This window comes from Micromonospora sp. NPDC002296, assembly GCF_040296145.1.
Taxonomy (GTDB): Bacteria; Actinomycetota; Actinomycetes; order Mycobacteriales; family Micromonosporaceae; genus Micromonospora.
On sequence record NZ_JBEOWQ010000032.1, the window covers coordinates 14,644 to 29,391 of the forward strand.

The 14,748-nt window shown below is 71.9% G+C and carries 13 protein-coding genes and 1 pseudogene; 5 read left to right on the forward strand and 9 right to left on the reverse strand.

All coding sequences use genetic code 11. The features are described 5' to 3' along the window. Window positions 1-55 precede the first annotated feature (55 nt). Window positions 56-511: a rhodanese-like domain-containing protein gene (locus tag ABT023_RS21755; RefSeq protein WP_350888250.1), complete on the forward strand. Its 456-nt coding sequence runs from the start codon at window positions 56-58 to the stop codon at window positions 509-511. A 66-nt stretch (window positions 512-577) separates the two neighbouring features. On the opposite strand, the gene ABT023_RS21760 is transcribed toward ABT023_RS21755, so the two are convergent. The 5 genes and pseudogenes from ABT023_RS21760 to ABT023_RS21775 all read right to left on the reverse strand — a co-directional run bounded on the left by ABT023_RS21760 (window position 578) and on the right by ABT023_RS21775 (window position 7,378). Then, window positions 578-1,474 (reverse strand): alpha/beta hydrolase, encoded by an 897-nt coding sequence (locus tag ABT023_RS21760; protein WP_350888212.1) that lies wholly within the window; start codon window positions 1,472-1,474, stop codon window positions 578-580. 225 nt (window positions 1,475-1,699) lie between these two features. Next, window positions 1,700-2,959 (reverse strand): acyltransferase family protein, encoded by a 1,260-nt coding sequence (locus ABT023_RS21765; protein ID WP_350888213.1) that lies wholly within the window; start codon window positions 2,957-2,959, stop codon window positions 1,700-1,702. Between the two features lie 459 nt (window positions 2,960-3,418). Further along, a complete protein-coding gene (locus ABT023_RS29160; RefSeq protein ID WP_502890736.1) occupies window positions 3,419-3,961 on the reverse strand; it encodes an AAA family ATPase in 543 nt (180 codons plus the stop codon). Window positions 3,962-4,093: 132 nt separating this feature from the next. Continuing rightward, window positions 4,094-4,195 (reverse strand): annotated as a pseudogene (locus ABT023_RS29165) (IS982 family transposase); the annotation flags it as partial. Window positions 4,196-4,258: 63 nt separating this feature from the next. Further along, window positions 4,259-7,378: an AfsR/SARP family transcriptional regulator gene (locus tag ABT023_RS21775; RefSeq protein ID WP_350888215.1), complete on the reverse strand. Its 3,120-nt coding sequence runs from the start codon at window positions 7,376-7,378 to the stop codon at window positions 4,259-4,261. Window positions 7,379-7,560: 182 nt separating this feature from the next. Between ABT023_RS21775 and ABT023_RS21780 the strand changes: the two genes are divergently transcribed. The 3 genes from ABT023_RS21780 to ABT023_RS21790 are packed head-to-tail and all read left to right on the forward strand — an operon-like array spanning window position 7,561 to window position 9,261. Further along, window positions 7,561-8,271 carry a hypothetical protein gene (locus tag ABT023_RS21780; protein ID WP_350888216.1) on the forward strand — a complete coding sequence of 237 codons (711 nt, stop codon included), beginning with the start codon at window positions 7,561-7,563 and terminating at the stop codon, window positions 8,269-8,271. After that, window positions 8,268-8,789, forward strand: coding sequence for a hypothetical protein (locus tag ABT023_RS21785; protein ID WP_091630141.1), 522 nt, complete (start codon window positions 8,268-8,270; stop codon window positions 8,787-8,789). Before ABT023_RS21780 ends, ABT023_RS21785 begins: the two co-directional genes overlap by 4 nt. After that, a complete protein-coding gene (locus ABT023_RS21790; protein WP_350888217.1) occupies window positions 8,776-9,261 on the forward strand; it encodes a hypothetical protein in 486 nt (161 codons plus the stop codon). The genes ABT023_RS21785 and ABT023_RS21790 overlap by 14 nt, the downstream gene beginning before the upstream one ends. Window positions 9,262-9,328: 67 nt before the next feature. Here the strand turns inward: ABT023_RS21790 and ABT023_RS21795 are convergent, their stop codons facing one another. Beyond that, the gene (locus ABT023_RS21795) at window positions 9,329-9,478 is read right to left on the reverse strand and encodes a hypothetical protein (protein ID WP_350888218.1); all 150 of its coding nucleotides are present in this window, start codon (window positions 9,476-9,478) and stop codon (window positions 9,329-9,331) included. A gap of 538 nt (window positions 9,479-10,016) precedes the next feature. Between ABT023_RS21795 and ABT023_RS21800 the strand changes: the two genes are divergently transcribed. Beyond that, the gene (locus ABT023_RS21800; RefSeq protein ID WP_350888219.1) at window positions 10,017-11,708 is read left to right on the forward strand and encodes a glycoside hydrolase domain-containing protein; all 1,692 of its coding nucleotides are present in this window, start codon (window positions 10,017-10,019) and stop codon (window positions 11,706-11,708) included. 246 nt (window positions 11,709-11,954) lie between these two features. Here the strand turns inward: ABT023_RS21800 and ABT023_RS21805 are convergent, their stop codons facing one another. Genes ABT023_RS21805 through ABT023_RS21815 form a run of 3 tightly spaced genes read right to left on the reverse strand, consistent with a single transcriptional unit; the run spans window position 11,955 to window position 14,607 of the window. Next, complete coding sequence (locus tag ABT023_RS21805) at window positions 11,955-12,932, reverse strand: hypothetical protein (RefSeq protein WP_350888220.1); 978 nt, start codon at window positions 12,930-12,932, stop codon at window positions 11,955-11,957. Continuing rightward, window positions 12,929-14,305, reverse strand: coding sequence for a hypothetical protein (locus ABT023_RS21810; protein ID WP_350888221.1), 1,377 nt, complete (start codon window positions 14,303-14,305; stop codon window positions 12,929-12,931). Before ABT023_RS21810 ends, ABT023_RS21805 begins: the two co-directional genes overlap by 4 nt. Further along, window positions 14,302-14,607, reverse strand: a complete 306-nt coding sequence (locus ABT023_RS21815) for a DUF6403 family protein (RefSeq protein WP_350888222.1) — start codon at window positions 14,605-14,607, stop codon at window positions 14,302-14,304. Before ABT023_RS21815 ends, ABT023_RS21810 begins: the two co-directional genes overlap by 4 nt. Window positions 14,608-14,748 lie beyond the last annotated feature (141 nt).

A 14,748-nucleotide genomic window follows, 5' to 3' on the forward strand; every position in this document is an offset into this window, starting at 1 on the left:
GCGTGGCATCAGCGCCACTGTCGTCCGTCCCTCGCCGGTCGGCATGCTGCTGGGCATGTCGAGAGTATTTTCCCTGCCGGCCGCCCCGCCCGCGATCGCCATCGCCCATTTCGCCGCCCGGCTCTCCTTCGAGACCGACGTCAGCGACGTGCACGCCGACCTGGAGTCCGGGGCCGACCTGGCGGTGGTGGACAGCAGGGACGAGAGGGCCTGGAATCAGGGACACCTGCCGGGCGCGTTGCACCTCCCCACCGCCGACATCGCCGGCCACGCTTCGGCGCTGGTCCCCGCCGGACGCCGGGTCGTCACGTACTGCTGGGGCCCGGGGTGCAACGGCGCGACCCGGGCCGCCCTGGAGTTCGCCAAACTGGGCTTTGCGGTCAAGGAGATGATCGGCGGGTACGAGTACTGGGTCCGGGAGGGTCTCCCGGTGCTGACCCCGGAGGGCCTGCGTCGACGGCCGGCGGACGACTTGACCGCGCCCAACGCGGCCGAGGCGTGCGGCTGCTGAGATCGTGCCGATCGCCGGGTGGTCGGGCCCGCCGCGCGCGCCACGGCAGGGATGTCTTCCGGTGCATCAGAGCATCCGGCGGAAGGCGGCCACCGCGTCCTGCTGCATCCGCCGCGACACCGCCGCCTCGGTCACCAACGCGGAGCCGTGGAAGGTGGCCGGGTACAGGTGCGCCTCGGTCGGCACGCCGGCCTGGGCCAGCCGCTGGGCATAGTGCATTCCCTCGTCGCGTACCGGATCGAACTGGCAGCTCGATATGAACGCTGGCGGCAGCCCGGCAAGATCCTCCGCGCGGGCCGGGGCGGCGTACGGCGACACGCTCGGGTCGCCGGGCTTGACGTCGTCCCCGAGGTAGTAGGCCCAGCCCAGCTCGGCGTTGGGGCGATTCCAGATCGGGGTGTCGACGTAGGCGCGCATGGACAGACTGTCGAGCTGGTCGTCGAGCACCGGGACGTCAAGGTACTGCATGGCCAGCCGGGGGCCGCCGCGGTCGCGGGTCAGCAGGGTGAGGCCGGCGGCGATCCCGCCACCCGAGCTGCGGCCGTAGAGGCCCAGGCGGGTGGGGTCCACGCCGAGTTCGTCGGTGTTGCCGGCCAGCCAGCACAGCACCGCGTAGCAGTCCTCCAGGGCCGCCGGGAAGGGCTCCTCGGGCGCGAGGCGGTAGTCGACGGCGATCACCACGGCCCCGATGCCGGTGGCGAACGCGGCGGCGTCGGCGTGTTCGAGCGCCAGGTCGCCGAGTACGAAGCCGCCGCCGTGCAGGTGCAGGACGGCCGGCGCCGGCGCCGCCGCCGGCTGCGGGGTGTAGATCCGCACCGGGACGGCGGGGGCGCCGGCCGGGCCGGGCACCGTGCGGTCCAGCACGGTAAGGCCGGTCAGGTCGGGCTGGGGAAGCTGGGCCGCGATGGCCCGCCCGACTTCGCGGGCGGCGGCCGGGTCGCGAAGGTCGAGGATGGGCAGCATCGGGACCCACGGTGCCAGCTCTGTATCAAAGGGATATGTCATGGCAACCTCCACGGCCGGGACCGCTCGGAAGGCTGCCGAGCGGCGTTCGTCCTACCAACGAGCGACCGGGCAAGGATTAGGCATCCTGGGTGGTATTACTTTCCGGCCTCACTTGCCGAGTCGGTCTGACGTCGCGGCCGTCGGTCAGGCACCGACCGCTCACGCGGCCGGTGCCTGACCCGGTCAGCTCGCCAGCACCAGCGCGACGCCGGCCAGCACGCCCAACGCGGAGAAGCCGGCCCCGATGCCCAGGGCGAGCCGTGGTGACTGCGAGACCCGCCGGGAGTACCTGATGCGGTTCTCGACGAAGTGGAAGGTCAACCAGGCCGGGGCGATCGACAGTGCGATCACCAGCAGTCCGGTGGACGTCGACAGCGGTCCCCAGTACGTGGCCGCGATCGCGAGCATCGGCCAGTGCCACAGGTACAGCGAGTACGACAGCGCGCCGATCCAGCGCAGTGGCGCGATCCCGAGCAGAGTCTCCACCCCGCCCCGGGTTGTGGCGCAGCCGGCCGCGATGACCGCCGCGGTGCCTAGTACCGGCAGGGCGGCGGTGTAGCCGGGGAAGTCCATCATCGGGGTGAAGAACAGGCCCGTCACCAGCACCGCCGCCAACCCGGCCCAGCCCAGCACGACAGCGACCGGCTTGGGTAGCCGGGACCAGGCCCCGACCGACATGGCGACGCCGGCGCCGACGGCCAACTCCCAGATCCGGCTGGTGGTCTGGAAGAACGCCGGGGACTGCGCGCCGACGGTGGTGGTTACCGACCAGGCCAGCGAGCCGGCGGCCAGCAGGCCCAGCGCCGTCGCCAGCACCGGCTTCAGCCGGGCGCCGGACACCTTGGCCAGCGCCACCGCCAGCAGGATGAGCAACGGCCAGATCAGGTAGTACTGCTCTTCGACGGCAAGCGACCAGAAATGCTGGACGGGGGACGGCGGCATCGTCGGGTCGGGGTGCGTGAAACGCTCGGCCAGCCGCCAGTTCAGCAGGTAGGCCACCGCGGCGGCGATGTCGCCGCCGATCTGACCCCACCGGCCACGAGGCACCATCAGGAACACGAACACCGCCGCCGTCAGCAGCACCACGTTGACCGCCGGCAGCAGTCTCTTGGCCCGGCGGGCGTAGAAGTCGATCAGCGCGACCCCGCCGGTCCGGTCATGTTCGGACAGCAGTTGGGTGGTGATGAGGTAGCCCGAGATGACGAAGAAGACGTCGACGCCGGCGAAGCCGCCGGAGAACGCCGGCACGCCGGCGTGGAACAGCATCACCATCACCACGGCGACCGCGCGGATTCCCTCGATGTCGCCACGGAATCTGGAGCGCGGCCGGTCGGGCGGGCTTGCGTGGCTCGGCTCGCCGACGGCCGGCGACGGCGCCGGCCGTTCAGGGCCGGCGGGTTGGACGGGCGCTAAATGCGCCGGGTCGGCTGGAGCGGCCATCATTCCTCCTGAGGGGAATTCAGAAAGCTTGATCTAAATCTATGAGCATGAGGGTGGCTAGATTCGTGGCCATGTTTTGCAGGGAATCGTTCTGTTGTCGAGACGTGAGGCGTCGTGAATGCTGTGACATGTCGTGAATGGGATACACGGCTGGCCCCGCCGGATCGCAGTGGTGGAGCAGCGTGCCGGGCGTCGACCCGCCGGCCCGCAGGGAGGTCGCGGCCATGTTCGACGTCTCGTCGACGACCGCTTTCTGTGGAAAGTCGAGATAGTTGCGGCAATGGCCGTATACCTAATTTATTCGAGCTAAATGAATCAATTCTGAGAGATGCGCCGGAACGCCTATTGGTGCTCCTTTTCGCCTTCCTCCTTCCGCCTTCCTCCTTCCGGTCACCGGTCGCGGTCGACCGTACCGTCACGCCGCCCGATCGGGTGAATATCGCCTGCTGGCTGTATGCCCGGTCACGCTGCCAGGTTGGTTCTCGGATGCGCGCCAACGCATGCGTGACGTGCCTGCTCGACAAGGGCCGCTGTCGGCGGGTTGGCGGCCGGGCTGCGGAATAGGACGATGAGCTTGGCGGTCGCGATCGGGTGCAGGCTGGCGTCGATCTCGTCAATCAGCATCGTGGCCCCGGTACGCAGCATCGCGGCAGCGCGCAGGCCCAGGGTCAGCAGTTGCCGGCTGCCGGTCGACTGGTCCTGAAGGTCGACCGGCGCGATGCCGTTCGGGCCCCGGTGGGCGAACTGAACGCGGAAGAGTTGTAGTCCTGTGGGGACCGAGACGTTGACGATTCCCACGTCAGCTGGGTTGATCCGATTTGACGGACAGGGTCGATATCTCGTTGTCACGCCATTTGCCGGGCTGGTGGTGTGATGCGGGTGGTGGCTTCGTAGGCGGCGGGGCTGAGCCAGGCCCGGTGGTCGAGCAGTTCGGTCGGTGTTGGCGAGTGATCGGGCGTAACGAGCACTGTGTACTGGGCATCCCCTGTCGCTGTGGAAGATCACCGGTTGGTGTGGGCGGCGGCTTGAAGCAGGCGACCCGGCGTCCGAGGCGATCTGCCTCCGGTCCGCCCAGGGAGGGACGCCCGCCGGTCGGCCAAGACCTCCGTTCGGGGCTTCCTGCCTGCTGCCTCGCTCATCCGACAGCTTCGGTGGCCGACCAGTCCTGGGTGGCCGTCCGAGCCAGTCGTCGATCTTCACGTACAGTGCGGTCAGAAGGGTGTTGAGGTCTGTCGTCACAAACGGATCTTCAACACCCTTCGCCTATACCGCAGCCCCGGGGGGCCGTTAGGACCTACTCGTCTAGCGCTGCGGCTGCGGTGCCGGGCGACCCGGCAGCGCGTACCCGGTCTCCAGGGCCAGCCGCGTCGCCTGGCCGTCCAGCCGCGCTGCCTCGGCCGTGTCCGCGGACCGCTCCGCGAGCCGGGCGAGGAGATAGGACGCCCGAATCTCAAGCGGCCGGTAGCCCGAGCGGGTGGCCAGACCCAACGCCGCCCGCCCGTGTCGCCCGGCGGCCTCCGGGTCGCCCCCGGCCAGCTCGGCGGCGGCGAGGCTGGTCAGGGCCGTCGCCTCGCACCAGCAGAATCGGGTACGCCGGGCAAGTTCGAGGGACCGGCGGTGCTGCTCGGCCGCCTCGCCCGGGTGTCCCAGCGCCAGCAGCACCCGCCCCAGCGCGTCGGCAGCCCACGCCTCGGTGCCCGCGTCGCCGATCTCCCGGGTCAGCGTCACCGCCCGCTCGGCGTCGGCACGGGCCAGCTCGGCGCGATCCGTGTCGCTCCAGAGCACCGCACGGCCGGCCAGGGCGGTCGCCTCACCGTACCGGTAGCCGAGCTCCCGATTGGCGGCGAGCGCGCGGGCGTAGAGATCATCCGCGCCGTCCGGGTCGCCCCGGTCCCGGTGCACGTTGGCCAGGTCGACCAGGAGCACGGCCACGTTGTAGTGCGCCCCGGCCCGCTCCCCGCGCTCCAGTGCGGCCCGGAAGTGGGCGTCCGCCTCCGCGAACGCGCCGAGCTGCCAATGCGAGAACCCGAGGTTGGCCAGGGACATGGCCTCCCCGCCGTCATTGCCCGACCGGCGGTTGAGCGCCAACGACAGGCGGGCGCAGTCGATCGCCGCGTGCGGGTCGCCGAGCCGCTGGTGCACCGCGCTGAGGTTGTTCAGGATCCCGGCCCGGCCCTCCTGCCAGCTGTCCGCGTCGCTGCACCGCAGCCCTTCGAGCAGGTGCTCGCGGGCCTCCTCGTACCGGCCGCTGTTGACCTGCACGAGCGCGATGCTCTGGTGCATCGCGGCCTGGGCGCGGGCGTCACCGTCGGTCTGGGCGGCGGCCAGCGCCACCGTCGCCGCGTTCAGCCACTCCTCCCGACGACCCTGCTGGTGGAAGTAGGCGCGCAGCGCGTCGGTGAGATGCCAGGCGTACCGGCGGGGACCGCACCGGGCGGCCTCTTCGACCGCCGCCGTAAGGTTCGCCCACTCGGCATCCAACCAGGCCAGGGCGGCGTCGGTGTCGGGGAAGGGGTCCGCTGCCACCGGCCGCGGCAGCCGCACGAAATGCGGAATGACCCGGCGGCCCGCCGCGTCGGCCGTGTCCAGGTAGTGGTCGAACAGCCGCCTCCGGGCCACCCCGCGGGCCGCCTCGTCGTCCTCCGCGGTGAGCCGGTCCACGGCGTACCGGCGCAGCAGGTCGTGGAAGCGGTAGCGCTCGCCGGGGTGTCGCTCCAGCAGGTGCGCCGCCGCCAGGGCCCGCAGTCGCCGGGTCGCGGTGGGCACCGGCACGCCGGCGACCGCGCCGGCCGGGCCGGCGGTGATGCTCGCCCCGGGCACCAGGCCGAGGCGGCGGAACAGTTCCCGCTGCGGCCCGGACAACACCCGGTACGACAGGGCGAACGCCTTCGTCACCGCCCCCTCCTCGGCGCCGTCGACGGTCAACCCGGCCAGCCGGTCCCCGTCGGCCAGCTCGCGGACCAGGCCGGCGACGTCCGTCCTGCCGGCCGACTGCACGTTGGCCGCGGCGATGCGCAGGGCCAGTGGCAGGTGGCCGCAGAGCCGAGCCAGCTTCGCTGCCGCCGCCGGGTCGGCCCGCACGGCCGCCGCACCCAGCAGCGTCGCCAGGAGACGTACCGACGCCACCGGGGTGAGTACGTCCAACGGGAGCAGCCGGGCGTCGGCGCGGACCACGAGGTCACCGAGGCGGTGCCGGCTGGTGACGAGCACGGTGCCGCGGGACGGGATGAGCGGCAGCACCTGGTCGGCGTGGCGGGCGTTGTCCAGCACCAGCAGCATGTCCCGACCGGCCAGTAGCGAGCGGAGCAGCGCCGTTCGGCCGTCCAACCCGTCCGGCACCGCCCTCGGGTCGACCCCGAGCGCGGTCAGCAGGTGGGTCAGCGCCGTCTCCACCGGCATCGGCTCCCGGTCGGCGTCGAAGCCACGCAGGTCGAGGTGGAGCTGCCCGTCCGGGAACTCCGCGCGGACCCGGTGGGCCCAGTGCAGCGCCAGGGCGGTCTTGCCCACCCCGGCGGTGCCGCTGATCACCCAGATCCGGGTACGGCCGGCCGGCTCCGCCAACCCGGCGTCGAGCCGTTCCAGCTCGGCGTCCCGTCCGGTGAGGGTCGTGCTGCTGTGCGGCAGCCCGGCGGGGCGGACGAGCGCGGAGCGGTCGTCGCCGCCCGGTCCGGCGACGTCGGCGGGCGGCCCCAGCGTCGGGTCGGCGCGCAGGATCCGCTCCTCAAGGCGGCGCAGCGCCGGGGCCGGGTCGAGGCCGAGTTCGTCGGCGAGCCGATCGCGTACCTGCCGGTAGGTGGCCAGCGCCCGGTCGGCGCCGCCCTCCCGGTACAGGGCCAGCATGAGCTGACCGACCAGCCGCTGGCGTCCGGGTTGCCGGGCCACCGCGTCGGTCAACTCGTCGGCGACCTGCCGGGAACGCCCCCGCCGCAGCAGCACGTCGGCCCGCTCCTCGACCGCCGTCCAGCGGGCCTCGCGCAGGCCGGCGCAGAGCCGGTGCCGCACCTCCTCGTCGGCCACGTCGGCGAGCGGCTCCCCCCGCCACAGCGCCAGCGCCTGGTCGAACAGGGCCACGGCGTCGTCGCCGGCCGCCCGCGCCCGCGCGACCATGTCGGTGAACCGGTGCGCGTCAACCGCCAGCGGGTCGACCCGGAGCAGGTAGCCGGGCGCACGGCCGATCAGTTCCACCGGCACCCCCGCCTGCCGCAACGCGGTGCGCAGCCGGGAGACCAGTGCCTGCACGGTGCCCCGGGCGCTGCGCGGCGGCGCCGGACCCCAGACCAGGTCGATCAGCCGATCCACCGCCACCACCCGGTCCGGCTCCAGCAGCAGCGTCGCGAGAACGAGGCGAGGCTGGCGCCCACCGAGGTCGACCTGGACGCCGTGCGCCCACACCTCGACCGTGCCCAACACCCGGAACTCCACCGCCACCTCCCCGCCGGCGAGTATGACGGTCCGCAGTGGACGAGCTGCAAGCCGGTTGCAAGCATCCTGCATCCACGGGTGTGGACCGTGTATCCCGTCCTGATCTGGCGGCCCTTCGGCCGTTCGGTCGGGACGCGCGGCCGGCACCGGCCGCGCCTCACCTCGAAAAGGGAGAACGGCGAGTGGAGAAACTCAGGCGTCCCGGCCCACGCCGGCTGGGCCTGACGGCGGCAGGGGCCGTCGCGGTGGCCGCGCTCGTGGCGGCCGTGGGTGTCGGCCGGGCCGACCCCGGCGTGCGCTACGACACACAGCCCGAGGCGCTTGCCTTCGGCAAGGAGATGTACGACTTCCAGACCGTCGAGCAGATGACCGCCACCTCACACCTGGTGGTCTTCGGCACGGTCACCTCGGTGGAGCCCGGCCGGCTGGCCAGCGCCGACGAGGACCCGGCGGCGGTTGGCGGTGACATCCGGCTGCGGACGGTGACGATCAACCAGCACGATGTCCTGCACAACCCGAAGAACCTGATCATCCCGCCGTCCATCACCATCGAGGAGGAGGGCTGGGACGAGGAGGGGCGCGGCTACATCTCCAACAACGTGGCCTGGAGTGCGGTGGGCGACACCGGCTACTTCTTCCTGCGCCGCGCCGTCGGCACCAGCAACCCCTACACCTACCAGCTGGCCAGCTCCGACGGGCGCGCGCTGGTGGTCGACGGCGCGCTGCGGCCCAGCAACGCGGAGAACGAGCTGGCCACGTCGATCACCACGATGGCGCCCTCGTTCCTGAACAACACGGTCGTCGCGGCGAGCGGGCAGGTCGCCGCCGGCACGCTGACCGAGTCGATGCCGACCGCGGAGCTGCCGCAGCCTCCGGAGGAGAGTGGGGAATGAAGCGCACGACGATCGTCCTCGGTACCACGCTGATCGCCGTGGTGGCGTTGGCGCCACCGGCCATGGCCGGGCACGGCGGCAAGGCCAACAGCGGCAAGCCGGACAACAAGGAACAGGCGGTGGAGTCGAACTCGCTGACGAGCGCCGGCAAGGCGGCGGTCTCGCACGGCCGGGCTCAGCTCGACCGCTCGCAGATCAACACCTCGACCGGCGGTGGGGACATCCACGTCTACGACAAGTCGTACTCCAGTTCTTGGTACGGGCAGACGACCTGCACCGACACCAACTGGTGGAACGGGCTGTGCGACCAGTACGACGTCAAATTCAACACCCGGACGATGAGCGGCAAGTCCACGGGCTACTGGCAGAGCCTCGGCTGTCACGAACTCGGGCACACCGGCTCGCTGGGCCACCGCTCGAAGAGCGCCGACACGGACAACAACTCGTGTATGCGCAGCGAGATCTGGCCCAAGAACTTCGACAGCCATGACATCACCGCGATCAATGACAACGTCTGATCGTCGTCTGCTGTTCTCCGGTGCGGCGGTGGTCGCGGTGGCCGCCGCCGCGCTGGGCGGGTGGTGGCTGTCTCGGCCGGATCTGCCCTCGGACTGGTCGGGCCGGAGCCAGTTCTGCGCCGAGGCGCAGACCTTCGCTCTGGTCAACCAGAGCGAGCTCACCAGTGAGCAGCGGGTCGAGGCGATGGCCGCCCTGATCCGCTCCGCACCACGGGAGCTCACCCCGGACCTGGAGCGGCTCGCCGGTGCACTGGGGGGACCCGAGCCCACCACCCCGCACGACCACGGCCCGACCGGATCGAGCCCGGAGGCGGCCGGTCACGACGCCGGCACGGCCGCGCACGAGCACGACGACGCGTCCGCTGCGGAGGCGGCCGTGCCGAACGGCACGGCGGTGAAGGCGAGCGGACGCCGCGCGGGGGAGTTCATCGAACGCACCTGCGGGGTCAACCTGCCCAACATCCGCACCTGAGCTGCGGACTCCGCGGGTGGGACGTCGTCAGACGGTTCGCCATCGGGGGGTGTCCCTATGGGTGTGGTCAAGCGGTGATCGGTGTTGTTGGGCGGGGTTGGTAGGGGATCTTGTCGCGGAGCATGGCGTGGAGCGCTTCGCGGCGGTTCGGCCGTCCAAGCCAGTCGTCGATCTTCACGTACAGTGCGGTCAGAAGGGTGTTGAGGTCTGTCGTCACAAACGAATCTTCAACACCCTTCGCCTATACCGCAGCCCCGGGGGTCGTTAGGACTTACTCGTCTAGGGCGTCGCGGCTTTCCGTACTGCTCGGTCCGGGGGTAGCCACATCATGAACGGGGCTTTGCACCCCCGGGTGGTGGGTGGCCGGTGGCAAGTTGGACGATCTCCCCGGTTGTGGCGGTGCCTCGGCGACGATTTCATATGCGGCGACCGGGGCGCGTAGGGCGGCGGTTCGGCCGCAGCAGAGCCAGGACGCCGCAACCGTGCTCACGTCCCGGGCGATTCGGGTGGCCGTCACCGGTGCGCCACCGGACCGAGCCGCTGCTTCGGCTTCCCGGTTGGATGCGTCTTTGCGGAACCAAGATCAAGCGCACGCGGCCGTCGTAGCAGCGCCGCGCCCGCGCGGTCGGAGGGTGGCGGGAGGACAACCCCGATATTCCATCGACACCGATCTCTGGTGCGAGCGGCCCGCTCATGGTAGGAATTTGCCAAGTCTGGCGTTGTTCGCGAAGGATTTCACCCAGGGAGAGGCCTCGATGAGGATACGAAGGATCATGGCCGGCCTCACGGCCGCCATCGTCGCTCCGGCGGTGGCGGCCACCCCGACCTGGGCGGTCCCCACGGACGAGCAGATCGTCAGCTACCGCGGCTACCAGGTGTCGGTGCCGGCGGACTGGCAGGTCGTCGACCTGTCCACCGACCCGCACGCATGCGTCCGGTTCGACCGACGCACGGTCTACCTCGGCCATCCGAGCGCCGAGCCCTGGTGCCCCACCGGGCTGGTCGGGCGCACGGCAGGACTGATCATCGAGCCGATCGACGCCGTCACCGCCGAGCGCCTCACGGCGGACACCGCCGTCACGGCCGGCGGCCGGGCGACCGTGGACACCCTGGTGTCCCGCGACGGGGCGGCCCAGGTCGCGGTGCGCGACGCGGGCGTACTCGTCACGGCCGTCCACACGCCGCAGACCGAGCCGGCGGTCCGCCGGATCCTGGCCGCCGCCAAGCTCGGCGCGGGTGCCAGGCCGGTGTCCCTGGACGCCGTCCGCGCGGCCTCCACGGCCGCCACGGTGGCACCGTCGCTGGCAACCGGCCCGCAGCCGGGCACCTACACCGGCAAGGGCTTCGACACGTGCACCGCCCCGTCGCAGTCGACGATGGACACGTGGCGCAACAGTTCCCCCTACCGTGCTGTCGGCATCTACATCAGCGGCGCGAGCCGATCCTGCACCCAGGCCAACCTGACCGCGACCTGGGTGGCCAACCAGGCCGCCAAGGGCTGGCACCTCATCCCCATCGAGCTCGACCGCCAGGCACCGTGCGGCACCCGCCTGCCGAAGATGTCGTACGACCCCGCCACGGCGCGGTCCGAGGGCGCGACCCGGGCGACCAGCGCGGTGAACGCGGCCAAGGCGCTGGGCATCCCCGCCGGCAGCGCGATCTACAACGACATCGAGCAGTACCCGTCGGGTGAGTCGTGCAAGGCGGCCGTGCTCTCGTACCTCTCCGGCTGGACCGAACGGCTGCACACGCTCGGCTACCTCTCGGGCATGTACTCCAGCGGCTCCTCCGGGGTCCGGGATCTGTGCAACGCCTACAACGACACCCGGTACACCCGCGTCGACCACCTCTTCCTCGGCTGGTGGAACGGCGTGGCGGACACCGACGCCGGCGACTACTGCCCGGACGCGTACTACAGCAACCACCAGCGCATCCACCAGTACACCGGCGACACCAGCGAGACCTGGGGCGGCGTGACGATCTACATCGACCGCGACTATCTCGACGTCTCGACCGGAACCACGGAGCCGCCGCAGGGGTTCACCGTCACGGTCGACAACACCACCACGGGCCGGTTCACCGCGAGCGCGAACTGGAGCACCTCGGCCTATTCCAGCCAGCGGTTCGGCACCGACTACCGGTTCGCCACCCCGACCCCCGCCAGTGATGCCGCCTGGTTCGCAGCGGACCTCCCGGCGACCGGCAGCTACGAGGTCTCGGTCTGGTACCCGGCCGACCCGGGCTACAACGACTCGACCCCGTACGTCGTCGCCACCACCAGCGGCAGCCAGACGGTGAAGGTGAACCAGCGGCTCAACGGGGGACGATGGGTGTCACTCGGGGTGTTCACGCTGGCCGCGGGCGCGGGCAACAAGGTGGGAGTGAGCCGGTGGACCAGCGGCACCGGCTACGTCATCGCCGACGCGGTCCGCATCACCCGCGCCTGACCGGGAGCGTGAACGAGCGGCTGTGACGTGACAGCCGACGGCCCGGGCCGATGACCTTGACCCGGGCCGTCGGCCATTGCGGTGGATCGTTCGGCATCGCCGGCGCGGGCGGGTGTTCCGGGGATGCCGGCGAACCAGGCCATCTGGCCGGCGGCGTGCTCCTGAGCAGCTGGTGAGCCAGGTGGCAGGCCGGCGTCGCCGTACGGCTCGGACGCGAAAACGTCCGCGAGTCCTTCGAACACAACGTCATCCACGGCGCACCCGCCGGGCAGGACGGTCAGCCGCAGGAAGGGTTCCGGTCCCCGCCTCGGCGACGGACCGGGCCCGCAGGCTCAGCGAGTCGACGCGCTCGGTGAGTTCGCGTACGGCAGTCTCGTCGTCGCCGTCCAAGGCCGTGATGCCGTCGAACAGCGCGGTGTACTCGGACGTCAGCTTCAGGTAACTCCGGCAGAACTGCCGGTTGGTGCGGCCGGGCCGGCCGTCCGCCAGGGCATACTGCTGGTCGAGGTCGATGATCTGCTGGGCCAGGACGGCGGCGGCGGCGCTGAGCGCGCTCCGGTCGTCCGCCTGCTCGTCGTGGCGGCTGCGGCGGGTCGCCGCGAGCCGGCCGGCCCGCCGGCCTCCGACGTAGAGCACTGTCGCCGCGGCGATGACGCCCGCGATCGCCGCGGCCGCCAGCAGGTACCGGGGCAGGGAGGGGCTGATGGTGCGGGCGCCGTCGGGAACGGTGCCGCTCTTCACCAGCAGGTCGTAGTTGACGGTGACGACCTTCAGCGCCTCCAGGGGACGGTCGACGAAGGTGTCGATGCCCCGGCCGACGGTCATCTCGGCGACGACGGCCCGGCCGAAGTTCTTCTTCTTGCGCCCGGGCAACAGCGCGCAGCCGTAGGTGTCGTAGTCGTCGCCGTCGCGGCTCATCACCAGCACGACCGTCCCGGCGGCGGCGCGCTCGACCTGGTCGCAGGCGTCCCGCAGGTTCGCGCCCGGTTCGAGCAGCACCACGACCAGCCTGCGGTTGCCGATGACTCGTTCCGCGGCGGCCCGGTCCAGGTCGACGCCGGGCGCGGCGTACACCGACGAGGTGCGGACCTGCCGGGCCACCGGGCCGTCCAGCGCCCCGCCGCTCCACAACGCCCAGCCCGCCAGGACCGCGCAGGCCAGCGCCGCGCGGCCGAAGGACGTGCCGAGCAGGTCGCCGAGCCGGCGGCGCACGGTCGGTTTCACGACAACCTGCCCCGGAGGTAGAGGTCCGGGCGGTAGCCGGGGATGCCCAGCGTGCGGGCGGCGTCGTCCAACTCGTCCGCCGCTTCGTTCAGCAACGTCCGGACGTGCCGGTCCGGCAGGTCCTCGCCCAGCGCCTCGCGGGCCGCCTGCAGCCGGACGATGCCCCGGGTCAGCGCCGGGTCGCTGCGGGCGTCGGTCAGCAGGGACATCTCGACGGCGAGGGCGGTCAGTCCGGCCAACCGGGCCGGCACGCCGCCCCGGCGCGGGCCGCCCCGCCGGCCGTCCCGGCCGTCTTCGAGGCGGCGCAGCGACCTGATCGACAGGGTCAGGAACGCCGCCACGCAGGCCGCGAACACCCACGGCAGCGCCGGCAGCGCCACCCGGAGCGGATCGATCGGACGGTACGGCAGGGGCCGGTCGAACAGGCCCGCGTAGCGGACGTCGGTGACCCGGTTCAGGTAGACCGCCAGCACGTTGTACTGCGGGTAGTCGTACAGGCTGAGCCGGCCGCCGAACTGACCGTAGAAGCTCGCCCCGACCAGCTCGGCGAAGTCCTCCTGCCACGGGCCGTGGTGCTCGATCCAGAGGCCGTACATCACCACGATCGGGGTGCCCGGAAAGAGCCTGGTCAGCGCGGGACCGTACTGGGGCACCGGCGCGCCGTCGCGCTGCGGGGGGAGTGCGACGACGCGGACGCCGTCCGGGAAGGCGGTCTTGGCGTTGACGGCGGGAACCTCGGCGAGCGTGGCCCCCGGCGCGCGGTGCAGCCCGGTCGCCCGCAGGTCGGCGGCGACCACGGCCAGCTCCCGGGCGCTCGGCTCCCGCCAGCGCAGCTCGTCGCCGTCGGGCGGGGTGGGCTGGTCCTCCAGCTTCGCGATGAGCGTCAGCAGCGGCCCCGTCACGTCGTCGGCGGCGAACTGGTCGCGCCAGCCGGGCAGGTCGTCGGGGACGGCCTGATAGTGGCCCCCGCTCACCTCGGTGCCGACCACCCGGACGGTCGCGTTCTTCACGCCCTTCACCCGGAGGCGTTCGTCCTCGTCCAGCCCGGGCGGGGCGACCAGGATGCGGACGTCCCGGTTCCCGATGATCTCCCGTACCCGCTGCTCGTTCCACCGCGCGGTCGAACCGGGCAGCCGCACCACGGGGGCGGCAGCCACCAACGCGGTCAGCTCGTCCTCCGAGGGCACGGTCGCGTCGCTCAGCTCGCCCGCCGAGCCCTCCTCGACCCCCTGGGAGGACGACGGCGACCTGCCGTAGCTGACGTCGATGCTCTGCCGCTGGGCGAGCAGGAAGACGACCAGGACGACCACGGCGATGCCGAGGAACGCCCAGCGCAGCAGCTCGCGGCGGCCCTGGCTCAGGCGGCCGGTCATGCGTGCTCCCGCCACAGCCGGTCGGCCTGCCGGGCGTGCCCGGCCGCCGTCCTCGCCGCAGCCGACCCGCCCCGGCCGGCGGCGATCAGCTCGGCGCGGGCGAGCAACTGCTCGGCCTCGGGCACCCGGATCCCGGCCGCGTCCCGGCTGACGGCCGCGCTGTCGATCTGTGCGCGGGCGGTGGACCAGGCGGTACGGCGAGCCTGCTCCCGGGCCCGCCACCGGGGCAGCAGGGTCGTCCCGAAGCCCGCACCCACCAGCAGCAGGCCACCGGCCAGCCAGATCGGGAGGGTGTGTGACATGCGCTCCAGCCTTGTGCCGAGGGGTCGGGTCCGTCGCCGCGAGGGGCGGGGTGCCGCCCGAGTCTCCCCGATCGAGGCAAACCGCTGCACACGGCCCTCACCTCCGAACCTTGGACAGTTCCCGTCCGCTGGTGACGGAAA